This window comes from Leptospira perdikensis (genome assembly GCF_004769575.1).
Lineage (GTDB): Bacteria > Spirochaetota > Leptospiria > Leptospirales > Leptospiraceae > Leptospira_A > Leptospira_A perdikensis.
In genome coordinates this window covers 51,667-64,557 of the sequence record NZ_RQGA01000013.1, presented here as the reverse complement: position 1 = coordinate 64,557, position 12,891 = coordinate 51,667, and the positions used below count along the sequence as shown (strand labels likewise).

General features: G+C 38.0%; 10 protein-coding genes. 7 read left to right on the top strand and 3 right to left on the bottom strand.

All coding sequences use genetic code 11. The features are described 5' to 3' along the window. Positions 1-41: 41 nt before the first annotated feature. Genes EHQ49_RS11220 through EHQ49_RS11210 form a run of 3 tightly spaced genes read right to left on the bottom strand, consistent with a single transcriptional unit; the run spans position 42 to position 3,603 of the window. Positions 42-674 (bottom strand): TetR/AcrR family transcriptional regulator, encoded by a 633-nt coding sequence (locus EHQ49_RS11220; protein ID WP_135579419.1) that lies wholly within the window; start codon positions 672-674, stop codon positions 42-44. 60 nt (positions 675-734) lie between these two features. Then, the gene (locus EHQ49_RS11215; protein WP_135579417.1) at positions 735-2,579 is read right to left on the bottom strand and encodes an alginate export family protein; all 1,845 of its coding nucleotides are present in this window, start codon (positions 2,577-2,579) and stop codon (positions 735-737) included. A 37-nt stretch (positions 2,580-2,616) separates the two neighbouring features. Beyond that, a complete protein-coding gene (locus tag EHQ49_RS11210; protein ID WP_135579415.1) occupies positions 2,617-3,603 on the bottom strand; it encodes a sodium-dependent bicarbonate transport family permease in 987 nt (328 codons plus the stop codon). 144 nt (positions 3,604-3,747) lie between these two features. Here EHQ49_RS11210 and EHQ49_RS11205 point away from each other — a divergent pair, with 144 nt between their 5' ends. The 7 genes from EHQ49_RS11205 (at position 3,748) to EHQ49_RS11175 (ending at position 12,839) form a co-directional block, all read left to right on the top strand. After that, positions 3,748-5,313: an AraC family transcriptional regulator gene (locus EHQ49_RS11205; RefSeq protein WP_135579414.1), complete on the top strand. Its 1,566-nt coding sequence runs from the start codon at positions 3,748-3,750 to the stop codon at positions 5,311-5,313. A gap of 17 nt (positions 5,314-5,330) precedes the next feature. Further along, positions 5,331-6,941 (top strand): SulP family inorganic anion transporter, encoded by a 1,611-nt coding sequence (locus EHQ49_RS11200; RefSeq protein ID WP_135579412.1) that lies wholly within the window; start codon positions 5,331-5,333, stop codon positions 6,939-6,941. A gap of 60 nt (positions 6,942-7,001) precedes the next feature. Further along, positions 7,002-7,925, top strand: a complete 924-nt coding sequence (locus tag EHQ49_RS11195) for a TPM domain-containing protein (protein ID WP_244241455.1) — start codon at positions 7,002-7,004, stop codon at positions 7,923-7,925. 84 nt (positions 7,926-8,009) lie between these two features. After that, a complete protein-coding gene (locus EHQ49_RS11190; RefSeq protein ID WP_135579408.1) occupies positions 8,010-9,332 on the top strand; it encodes a TolC family protein in 1,323 nt (440 codons plus the stop codon). Further along, positions 9,322-10,266, top strand: coding sequence for an efflux RND transporter periplasmic adaptor subunit (locus EHQ49_RS11185; RefSeq protein WP_135580014.1), 945 nt, complete (start codon positions 9,322-9,324; stop codon positions 10,264-10,266). The genes EHQ49_RS11190 and EHQ49_RS11185 overlap by 11 nt, the downstream gene beginning before the upstream one ends. A 3-nt stretch (positions 10,267-10,269) precedes the next feature. Continuing rightward, positions 10,270-12,216 carry an ABC transporter permease gene (locus EHQ49_RS11180; RefSeq protein WP_135579406.1) on the top strand — a complete coding sequence of 649 codons (1,947 nt, stop codon included), beginning with the start codon at positions 10,270-10,272 and terminating at the stop codon, positions 12,214-12,216. Beyond that, positions 12,213-12,839 (top strand): TetR/AcrR family transcriptional regulator, encoded by a 627-nt coding sequence (locus EHQ49_RS11175; RefSeq protein ID WP_135579404.1) that lies wholly within the window; start codon positions 12,213-12,215, stop codon positions 12,837-12,839. The genes EHQ49_RS11180 and EHQ49_RS11175 overlap by 4 nt, the downstream gene beginning before the upstream one ends. Positions 12,840-12,891: the final 52 nt, after the last annotated feature.

Genomic DNA, 12,891 nt, shown 5'->3' with positions numbered 1-12,891 from the left:
GGTTAATTTTAATTTCAACGGTTTTGTAGAGTAATCATCACCTATTTTCCGTTAGGGTATTGTTTGCTAAGGAGTTTTTGGAAATAGGAAATCCCTTCTTCAATGGGATTTCCTGAACCTTTTCGTTTGCGAAGCATTCCTGTCATATCTAAAACAATAACTCCATACATCCAACTCCACATCATCCGGGCAATCGCAGGGTATTCATTTTTCGGATAGGGAATTTCGCCGGACTCAAATCCAATACGAACCGTTTCTAAAAAGAACCGATAACTTTTTGGTAATTGAGGGAAAGCTTTTCTATGTACACCACCGTAATCGGTCACAAACATAACTTTGTGTAACTCACGATTGTTACTAGCGAAGTTAAAGTAGGAACGTGCAATGGCGGCCAATTGTTGGAAGGCGGTACCAGATTCTGCCTCGGCACTTGCTTTTTTTAACATGGAGAGGAGTTCATCCTCACCTGATTTGATTAAGTCTTGGACAAGATCGATTTGGCTTTCGTAATAAGAATAGGGACTGGCAACACTGCAACCCAGACGGTTTGCAATCTTTCGCATGGAAAGACCTTCCAGCCCCTCCTCTTTTAAAATTAGCAGGGAGACGTCTCTAATTTCCTCACGAGAGAGGCTATTTCGAATCCGTCTTTGTTTGTTTGAAGCTTCCAACATGGATTTGAATCAATCTGTCCTCCATAGTATTCAAATCCATACAAAAATCGAACGTTTTTCTTAAAAAGCAGCGTTGATTTGGGCATAGGCCATATAAGCATCCTTTGCCAGTTGGTTTTTCCCTTGTAAGTAATTTTGGTTCCACTCAAAGGACTGAGTGGTGGCATTGTATTGAATTTTGCTATTTCGATAGTTGCGGACAGAATCTCCTGCATTCAAATACCCAAAACCCATCCATAAAGAAACAAAATCATTGATTTGCCCATGCCAAGTTAAGTCCACTTCAGTATAAATTCGTTTGCCCAGTGCATAAGGAGAGGAATAGGAATTATTGGAATAGTTTTCCGTACTACCTTTGTCAGCTGATACTGGGTAAGGATTTTTTTCACCTAGGGAACTTGTGGAGTTGGCTGCACCACTGATAGCATACCATGCATCTTGTTTTTCTGCCTTATCATTTTGGAAATAAGTAACTTGGAATTCACCCCAAGTATCTGTTTTATAACTGATACTCACAGATTTTGAATATAAGTTTTGTGCGTTGATGTTTTCTGAAATTCCTGCCACACTATTAAAGTAGGGAATCACTCCAAATCTTGGATTGGCCAGGGTTTGGAAGGTAGAGACAGAAGCATCAGCTCTATTTTTGTCACCAGATGCATATAAAACCTGACCACCTAACCTGAGTTTTTTGAAGAAAGTATATCCTGTTTGGAAAACATGCATTTGGCCTGTATACCTTTCTCTTTCGGTTCTTGAGTTATCATATTCATTTGGGAGGTATTCTTTTAAATAAGGGTCTTGGATTCGTCGTCCACTAGTGCCTGTTTGGAAGGCTGATTCCCATGTAAAATCCCAAGACTTTCCTTCTGGCAGGAAATTTCCCTTGGTTCTATTGGTAAGCCGGAATCCAGTGGTGACCAAGTTTTGGTTTTGTCTACTTCGGTTCATGGCCTGCGGATCATCATTCGAAGATTCAGGAAGTCCTGTTATCGGATTCACCGGATTTTTTTTCCATTTACGAACCACTCCCAAACTATAAAGATCCAAGGTAAACCAATCAGGGATGGTAAAACTATTATAGGTTCCAAGTAAGGTGGTGTCTGTACCTGTTGCTGCTGAATTGAGTTTGGGATCGTTTGCGGATACAACACCATTGGTTCCGCTTTGTGTCCAATACGGCCTTGCCATGAGAAAATGGATTTTGAAATTGTCATAGTTGAACATGAGTCTTGCTCCATCAAAGGAGAGACCGTTAACTGTCCAGTTCCCGCCACCTATCATTCGTTGGTCGCCATACGCCCAAATTTGTCGTCCAATTTGTAATTTGGAACGTAAAGGCAGTTGGTTCAAGGTTAAAAATGCTTCTCTGATTCCCGTTTGGTTTTGGGAAACGGCATTGGTTTGGTTTTTGGAATAAATATCCGCAGTGTTGTTAAAAAAATTAGCACGGATGTCGCCAGTGGAGGCAGGTGATTCCCCTCCCCAAACACGAGCATCTTGGAGAGTTACTTTTGCTTGTACATAGGGACTAGGGTCAAAGATAAAATATATAGAGGAAGTTTGAACCGTTCTGTCGGTATAACCTTTGTCAGATGCATTAAAATCCATATTGTATCTTGCTTCTTGTCTAGGTCGCAAATACATTCCGAAACGTAATACATCGTTCAACCAAAATTGGCCAGAAGTAGCGGAATGTTTGGATAATTCCGGCTCCACAAACATATGACGGTTGTATTCTGGATCGATTCCCTTTTCTTTCATGGAAGAAACATAGGGTTTGATTTCTTGGGTTGTGGCTGCGGTTGGAACATTTTCTGTTTCTGTTGGAGCAGCCGTTGTAATTGTTAGCGGCATCATTACCGCTAACAATAGAAAATAGAAATATCCTTTTGAAATATACATGAAGTATCTCCTTTTCTATAACAAATGTTTAATTTACTTAAGTGGTTCCTGCAATGACTTTTAGTATGTAAAAGTATAAAGGGATTCCTACGATTATGTTGATAGGAAATACAATCGATAAAGCAACCGTTAAATAGATACTGGGGTTAGCTTCTGGGATAGAATCTTTCATTGCTGCCGGTACTGCAATGTATGATGCAGAGGCACATAAAACCACAAACATTAGAGCATCACCGATTTGCATTTGAATGATTTTTGTGAGCAGGATGGCAATCACGATGTTGATGAGCATGATGATGAGGGCCGATCCAATGAGAAAAAACCCTACTTTTTTTAGCTCACGCATCTGTCTTGCCGCATCGATTCCTTTATCCAATAAGAAGAAAGTGAGTAATCCTTTGAAAATATCTTCTGTAAACGGTTTTGTTGTATTCCATCCGGACTCACCAGACAAATAACCTACAATGAGTGCTCCGATCAAAATGTAAACTGAGGAACTAAAGAAAGCTTCATGGAGTAAATGTTTCCATTGGATCCTTTCATTGAGATTTTGATTACTTTTCCTTTTGCCCAATCGATCAATGATCACGGCAAGTACAATTGCTGGTGATTCCATAAGAGCCATACCTGCAACAATGAATCCTTGGTATTCATATCCATAACTATGGAGGAAAGCTCCTGCAGTTACAAAGGTCACAGCACTAATGGATCCAAAACTTCCTGCAAGTGCTGCCGAGTTGGCATGATCCAATTTGGCTCTAAAGATGAAGTAAGAGTAAACAGGAACAAAACATGCCATAAACATACAGGCAATGAGAGTCATCATATGTTCCTCTGCAAATGGAGATTTGAATAGTTCATGTCCCCCTTTGAAGCCGATTGAGAACAAAAGATACAAAGAAAGGAATTTAGAGACTCCTTCTGTGATCCGTAGATCTGATTTAAAAAATACGACGCCCATTCCTAAAAAGAAAAAGAGTACCGGTGGGTTTAAGATGTTGTTGAGTGCTGCGTGGAAATCCATAATTTCTACCCTCTATTTGTCATCATTTAAGACACCTATTTTGTCCAATATCATAAAATTGGACAAAAAATAACTCGTTTCAAATTCCCTCAAACTTCGAAATCGCTTTCTCGGCGGTTGAATTAGGGAAGATTGGTGTTTCTGATGAAACGAATGGCCCAAATCCCCCTTTTTATGGCAATCCTGATAGGGTTGGGGGGATGCCTATGGAAACCGGAAAGTTTCTATGGACGGAACATAAGTCAGGATGTCCAATTTTTGGTACCCCATAGGACAGAAATTCCAAGAAAATGCAGTCACGAATCCATCCAATCTTTACGGAGTTTGGTCTGGATGGACAACCGAAGTGCCGATTCCATGAGAGGAAAACGCGAAGTCGGGGGACAGTGGGTTCGGTTTGAACTAAAGAATGAAGCTGTTGCCGACAGTTTTTTCAGCATCCTCATCCAATGGATCAACATTCCCTTTGTGGAACTTTGTTCGGAGGGGGAAGATGGGGAAATTGTAGATTCTTATAGTGGTTATGTCTGGGAAGATTGGATGGGTTTACTTTCCCCGTTCCCACATTTTAATGTAACCCTAAAGGCTAAGGAAAGTCGTTACTTTTATATTTACCTTGTTTCCAACGAAGATTTAAACTTTCCCATTCGAACTGTTTCTTCGGCAAGTTATCGCTCCATTGTTTTATTTCGATTCTTAACATTTTTATTTTTTTCCATGGTAGGGATTGTTTCTTTTGGATGGGCTATCTCCGAATATCTCAAATCAAAAGAAAAGATCTACATTGCAATTTTAACTCATTTTATTATGTTTTTCCTTCTTGTGTATTCTGTTCACGGAAAGGAGTTTGCTTCCCTTTTGGGAAACTCAAATAAATTAGTTACACATTCTTATTATTTGTTTTTATCAATTAACCATTTTGTGTTTTTTGTTTATCTCGCCACCTTTGATCAGTTTGTTGGAAATCGTTTTTCAAAACAAATTTTGTTTTGGATCTCGGGGTTTGCGGGGTTCTTGTATTTACTCGTTCCGTTATTTTCGCGTGTATATGAATTTAGAATTTTTCTAGTTCTATCTATTTTTGGAACGGCAGCATATTATTTATTCAAAACTCATAATTTTTTATTATCGAAACAAGAAAGCGATGCAAGAGCATATGTATTAGGTTGGTTTTTTTTCCTGTTCTCTGTATTTTTGAAAACATTGTTTCATTTTGATTTTTATCCATACCAACCATTTTTCATTTATGCAGCTGTATTCTATCTACCTTTTCTGACAGCAGGTTCTTTTTTGTTTTTGCGAAATTATGAAAAACGAGATAAGTCAAAAACAAGATATAGATCTGTCACAACAAAATTAGATAAAACAGAATTTAGAAATAAACTAGAATCTTTGTTAGCTGCCGAGAAGATATATTTGGATCCAAATTGTAATGAGGAACTTATCGCTTTTAAAATGGGACTTTCTTATCACCAATTAAGCGAACTGATTAACTCTGAGTATAATTTTAATTTTCCATCTTTACTGAACCAATATAGAATTAAAGAGGCCATGGTGATCCTGAGCGAAAGACCAGAACTCAATGTTGCTGAGGTTGGGAAACTTTCAGGTTTTGGATCCAGGTCCGCGTTTTATCTTGAATTCAAAAAACAATCCGGTGTAAACCCAAACCAATTTCGAAAAACCAAGAAGCCATATATAGATAGTTAGATTAAGAGGACATTCCCATGAACAATGAAAACAAACCAAAAGATTGGTTACCCGGGTTAAAGGAAAATTGGCGATCGGACATTTTGTCCGGTTTTATTGTGTTTCTCATTGCGTTGCCCCTTTGTTTGGGTATCTCACTTGCATCAGGGGCCCCACCGATGGCTGGGATTTTTTCCGGAATTGTGGGTGGAATTATAGGTTCATTACTTAGTGGTTCTCATCTTACCATCAATGGTCCAGCAGCCGGACTCATCGCTGTAGTTCTCAACTCAATTATGGTATTAGGTGGTGGGGATGCAAAACTTGGGTTTGAGTTAACTCTTGCGGCCATCGTAATTGCTGGTGCAATTCAGATAGTCCTCGGATTAGTGAAGGCAGGGAATTTAACCGTTTATTTTCCTATATCAGTCGTACATGGAATGATGGCGGCCATTGGAATTATTATTATTTCCAAACAGTTTTATGTGGCACTTGGGATCACTCCTAAAGCAAAAACCATCGGGGGATTACTTTGGGAAATTCCTTTTAGTTTTTCTTTAGTGAATCCGGAAGTTGCCATCATCGGGATCTCTGCGATTGTTATTATTGCGGTCCTAGCGAAAATCAAAAATCCTCTCATAAAAAAATTACCGGCGCCGCTAGTTGCAGTGTTAATCGGTATTGTCCTTGGAGTTGTTTTTGATTTAGCTGATGAACATTCCTATACTTTGCTCGATCATACTTATAAAATTGGTCCAGAAAAATTAGTAAACCTACCGGCCCATATTTATGATGGGATTTCTTTTCCTGATTTTTCTCGCTGGAAGGATGGAGTTTTTTGGGTAATGGTAATTACCATTGCTCTTATTGCGAGTATCGAATCTTTGTTAACTGCAACTGCCGTTGATAATACAGATCCTTATCGCCGTAAATCGAATATGGATCGTGAGTTGGTCGCAAAAGGTGCCGGTAACTTTTTCTTAGGATGGATTGGAGGATTACCAATCATTGCAGAGGTAGTTCGTTCCTCTGCCAATATGGAGAACGGTGCCAAAACTAGATGGTCCAATTTCTTTCATGGACTCTTTTTATTCTTTTTCATTTTGCTTTTACCTGGATTGATTCATAGGATTCCTCTCGCATCACTTGCCGGAATTCTGATTATGGTGGGACTTCGATTGGCATCCCCCCATGTTTTCAAAGAAACCTATGAAAAGGGTTGGGATCAAATTGTTATTTTTTTGGTAACTGTTGTAATTACAATCGTAGAAGACTTGTTAGTTGGCGTTTTCTGTGGTATTGTGACTGCCATTTTGATTCAAATTTATTTTGGAGTTCCACTTCGTTATATTTTTGTTGCTGATATCACTGTTAAATCAGAAAATAAAATTCATGAATTGTACGTGAAACATGCTTTGTTGTTTTCAAATATGATTTCATTAAAATTATTACTCAGAAAAATCACACCTGGGGAACGAGTTGATCTTAAGTTTGATAAAAAAGTGGAAATGATTGGTTTTTCGGCCATCGAATTTTTGCAAAGTTTTAAACGGGATTATGAAGAACGAGGTGGAGTTGTAAATTTGATAGGTTTTGAAGACTTAAAACCTATCTCTGCTTATTACGGGGCGACTCGAATCAACAAGTAGTCCAAAAAAAATTCTTGTAACTGAGTGTTTTAAAATCAATATCCTAGTATGCAAAGGATATTGGTTTTTTCTCTTCTTTTTTTATTCCCCATTTTTATCCAAGCCAAAGATATACCTACTTTAAAAGCACGAGTTATGGATGAAACTTGGACTTTGGATGCCGGTTTCATATCTGCTCTAGAAAGACAACTGAAAGATCATGAGAGTAAAACTAGTAACCAGGTTGTTGTTCTTGTGGTTTCTTCTTTAGAAGGTGAAATTCTGGAAGAATACTCTATGAAGGTTGCAGAAACCTGGAAGTTGGGGCAAAGAAAAAAAGATAATGGTGTTTTGTTATTAATTGCTTTGGATGATAGAAAGTTAAGAATCGAAGTTGGGTATGGACTCGAAGGAAATTTAACAGATGTTCTTTGCCATCATATCATAGAAGAGGAAATCAAACCCTACTTCAAAAAAGGAGACTATAAATCAGGGATTCAAAATGGAGTGAATGCGATCCTTGCTGGAATTGATGGAACTTATACGGTTCCCCCTGCTGAAGATTTTTCTCATTTAGGTCCTTTGTCTTTTTTGGGAGAACTATCGATGGGGCAGGAGGAAATTCCCTTACCGATTAAAATTTTTGTCTCCATTTTTGTTTTGTTTGTGCTCGGAATTTTTACTTATGTAGCAGCTAACACCCCCTATATTGGTTGGTTTATTTATTTCTTTTTGTTTCCTTTTTGGAGTTTGTTTCCGACTGCCATTCATGGAGCAAATATCGGAGCCTCTGTATTTTTAATTTATGCAGTTGGAGTTGGGATCTATAAACTATATCATTTATTAACTCCTCATGGTAGGATGCGAATGAAGAAAGGAAGTTTCGGAGGATCTTTCGGAAGTTCTAGTGGCAGTGGTTGGTCAAGTAGTGGGAGTTCTCGGTCCGGTGGATTCAGTGGTGGCGGTGGAAGTTTTGGAGGAGGAGGTAGTTCTGGAAGTTGGTAATTTTTTTCAAAACTGTGAAACCTTGGGAACTTTTCCTATCAAACTTAGGTTTAGTATATAGTGAAGTTGAGTAGAATTATATTGATGCATTTTGCATTTTCTGGTTTGATCACTCTGTCTGCAAAACCGGTCCAAGTGAAAGAACTTTGGCAAACTGCCTTACAATCCAATCCAGAATTTTTATCGGCTAAAGCCGATTATGACAAAGCATTTTTTGAAAATGAAAAAAGTTATGCCGGATATTTACCGACAGTGAACGTACTGGCATCAGCAAGGCAGTCATCTGCAAACTTTAGTGGCTCTGGTACTGTAAATGATCCTTTAATCAGCGGGGCTAATGCAGGATCCAATTCAACACAAACATCAAGTTCAGGAGAATCCAGGCCAACTGCAGTCAACCGTTATTCGGTTGGACTTAGCACTAATCAAAACTTGTTTGCTGGATTTAAAGATAAAAGTGGAATCGATAAAACAGAAGCATTACTTCAGGCAGCAAAACAAACATTACATGATTCTCGTTTGAAGATTTGTTTTGAATTGAAGTCAGGTTATGCTCAAATGTTGTATGCAAAAGAACTTCACCAACTTTCCGAAAAAATCAAGGAAAGAAGGATTAAAAATCGTGATTTAGTAAAACTTCGATATGAAGTGGGACGGGAACATAAAGGTAGTTTTTTACTAAGTGAATCCTTTGTGAAACAATCAGAGTTTGAAGTATCTTCGGCATTTCGACTTTTTGAAAGTAATTTGAATGAAGTAGAACGGGTGATTGCCAATCGTTTGGATATAAATATCAATTCAGAATTTGTTTATGAACCGGTAATGGAAAAGAAGTATTCAGAGAAAGAGAAGGAATCACTGTTAGAATCACATCCATCTGTCATGGCGGAGCAGTCCAAAGTAAGAGCCGCACAGGCCAATATCGGTGTAGCGGAGGCCGGTTTTTATCCTGATTTAAATCTAAGTGCAACCATGACGAGACAAGATGATGTTTGGTTACCTAAACCTCGAAATTATAGTTTCGGATTGAACTTAACCTATCCATTGTTTAACGGTGGTCGGGATTATTATAATGTAAAGATTGCAAAAACCGAATATGAAAAATCCATTCATACAAGAGATTCCAAAAAGAACTCCCTTTCCTTTTCTTTGGAGCAGTCACATTTGAATTTTAAAAATGCATCCGAACAATTGGTTGTGTTAACAGAATTTTATAAAGCATCTGAGATTCGTGCCATGATAGCAAGGTCACAATACTCAAATGGTCTGATTAGTTTTGAAAATTGGGACATCATCGAAAACGATTTAATCAATCGAGAAAAAAATCATTTATTGGGTAAAAGGGATCTGAGTTTAGCAGAGGCTACTTATTTACGAAATTTAGGAAAGTGTTTTGATGAAGATTAAATTTATATTCATTTCAATTGTTGTCGTCACCATATCTATAACGGTATATCTATTTGGTTTTGGTAAATCAAAATCGAACACCAAACTTGAATCTTCAAAAGTATTTCGTGGAGATTTAATTGTTACAGTTCGAGCTACGGGTACAGCCATTCCGAAAAATCGATTAGAAATCAAACCACCCATTGCTGGCCGCGTGGAATCCATTCTCGTAAATGAAGGGAACCATGTTGGTCGTGGGAAAATCATCGCTTGGATGAGTTCCACGGAAAGGGCTGCGTTACTTGATGCAGCAAGAGCTAAAGGAGAAGATGAATTAAAAAAATGGGAAGATTTTTATAAGCCAACTCCTGTTATTTCACCTTTGCGTGGTTTGGTGATCGCTTCTAATATTAGTCCCGGGCAAACAGTCACACAACAAGACATACTCTATGTTCTTTCTGATAATCTAATGGTGCAGGCAAAAGTAGATGAAACGGATCTATCAAAAATAAAAATTAATCAGATTGCTAATGTCACGGTAGATTCTTATTCAAATACCCCTATTCAAGCAAAAGTCACTCATATTGGATACGAAGCTGTGACGGAGAACAATGTAACCATGTACAATGTGGATTTGGAATTAAAAACCATTCCGGAATATTTGAGAAGTGGAATGTCGATTACCATAGATTTTATTCTTTCCAAAGAGAGAGATGTATTACTCCTTCCCAATGAGTTTGTGAAAGGTGGATCAGGGAAAGGAAAAGTTACAAAAAAATTGGATGGTGAACTTGTAGAAACAGTAGTAAGTATTGGAAATTCCGATGAACAAAATACAGCGGTAATTTCTGGCCTGAGTGAAAATGAAGTAGTTTATCGTAAGAAAAAAGTTCAAGAGGAAAAAAAGACTAACAGCGGTGGTCCATTCTCCTCACCAAAAATGCCGAAGAGATAATCTTTGTTAGCAATTGAGATTCATAACTTAAATAAATCCTATACAATAGGAAAGTCGAAATTTCCCGTTCTCTCTGGGATTGATTTAGAAATTTCACAAGGTGAATTTGTCGCTATTATGGGCCCTTCGGGGTCTGGTAAATCCACATTATTACAAGTGATGGGGTTACTGGATCATGTGGATTCAGGCACCTATACATTGTTTGGTCGTAGGGTTGACGGAGAGTCTTCTGATGTTTTGTCAGATGTACGTGGAAGTTTAATCGGTTTTGTATTTCAACAATTCCACTTATTATCTAAATCCAATGCCTCTCAAAATGTAAGTTTACCCTCTTTATACACGAATGTAGATCATACCGATGAAAGAGCTGTAGAACAGTTACAAAAAGTGGGATTGGAAAATCGAGTACATCACACTCCGAATGAACTCTCTGGTGGACAACAACAAAGGGTAGCTATAGCCCGTGCATTACTTGTGGACCCACCAATCATCTTTGCGGATGAACCGACCGGGAACCTAGATTCCAAAAGTAAAATTGAAATCATGTTAGAATTACAACGGCTTCACCAGGAAGGAAAAACCATTGTGATGGTAACTCATGAACCAGAAATGGCGGAGTATTGTGATCGAATCATTCACGTGAGTGATGGGCGTATTGTGTCTGATGAAGGAAAAAAGAAAAAAAAAGAATCCAACCTTTTTCCAAAAACAAATCTAAAACGAAAAATGGGTTGGCCTCTCTTTCAAGGTATTTTTTTACAATCATTGTTTTCATTATCTTCTAATCGTTTGCGAACTTTTTTATCGGCTCTTGGTATTCTTTTTGGTGTTGTTTGTGTTATATCTGTGATGGCATTGGGAGAAGGGGCTAAAAAATCAGTTGAGGAACAGTTCTCTTCGTTAGGTGCTAATTTAGTGATTGTTCGTACGGGTGGGATGAGGAGTGGGGGGGTATCATTAGAAGCAGGAACAGTCAATCGATTGGATGTTTTTGATGTAGGAGCGGTTGCTAAAAAATTCCCTGAGGTAAAACAAATCTCTGCTGTTGTGAATGGCAGAGGACAACTTGTTTTTGGAAGTCGAAATTGGAATAGTTATATCACGGGAGCAAGCCCTAACTATGAAACACTCCGCAATTTAGAACCAGTAGAAGGAAGATTTTTTACAGAAGAAGAAAACCAAAAACGAGCTCTTGTTTGTCTTGTGGGGAACACGGTTGTAAGAGAACTTTATGAAGGAAAAAATCCAGTTGGTACATATTTAAAAGTAAATCGTATTTTGTTTCGAGTGGTTGGGCTTCTTCCTGAAAAAGGGAGTGCCGGGTTTCGCGATCAGGATGATGTGGTTTTAGTTCCGCTAAACACTGCTATGCGAAGATTACTCAATAAAGATGCGGTTGATAGTTTGGAAATGGAATTAGAGAAAATTGAATCTTCAGAAGAATTTACAACTTCCTTAAAACGATTTTTACATGAAAGACATGGAACCAACGAATCCATGGGAAATCTTTACCAAGTGATGAACATGGCCGATATCCAATCTGCAGTATCTGAAACCAATCAAACCATGACAACTCTCCTCATAGCCCTTGCTGCAGTTTCACTTATGGTAGGTGGGATTGGAATTATGAATATCATGTTGGTGTCTGTAAAAGAAAGGACTAAGGAAATTGGTCTTCGAAAAGCACTAGGAGCTAGGGAGTCCGACATTCGGATGCAGTTTTTAATTGAGTCTACTTTAACCAGTTTGACCGGTGGGATTGTTGGACTTGTTTTCGGGATACTCGCTGTATTATTTTTACAAGAATACTTTGGTTGGACTATTGTTTTGTCCTTTCCTTCTATTGGATTTGCATTTCTCTTTTCCATATCGATTGGAATTTTGTTTGGTTGGTGGCCCTCGGAGTATGCCGCCAAATTGAGTCCGATCGTAGCGTTGCGATCTGAATGAATATAAAATTAAATCCAAGGAAAATTCCTCAGCAGAAACGTTCTATTGAACGGTATCAAAAAATTGTTGATACCACAATTGAATTGTTAGGTGAAGTTGGATATGATGATTTAACTACGGATTTGATAGCAGAGAGGAGTGGAATATCCGTTGGTTCCATTTATCAATTTTTTCCAAACAAAGAATCCATTATTTATTATCATGCGGAATCGTGTTATTTTATCCTTCATGATTACTTTTTTAAACTTCTTGATGAGGAGCTTAAAAAGAAAAAAAAGTTTTCTCCGGATTTCATTGAGTTCACTCTTCATGCCTTTGAGCGGACATTAAGTGAAGTTAAAGGGTATCGTCTAATCAATTCTATCCTCTATACAAACCAAGCATTGTTACAATTGGATATTGAAAGTAACGAACGATTTGCGAAATCTCTTGCTGAAAAAGTGATTCTTACTTTGTTTCCCAAAGTAGAGAAAAAACAAGCCTACTATCGTGCACTCATGATTGTGGAAACGGTGGATGCTGTCTTCAAAATTGCCCAAAGAAAGGGAAAAGCGGCCGAAAAGAAGGCAGTGGTAGCGGAACTGAAAAGTTTGTTATTTGTATATTTTTCTTCCTTCCTTTGATTTAACATTGACAAAGTTTTAACACAGATGTAAAATTCTCAAAATGTGAGGA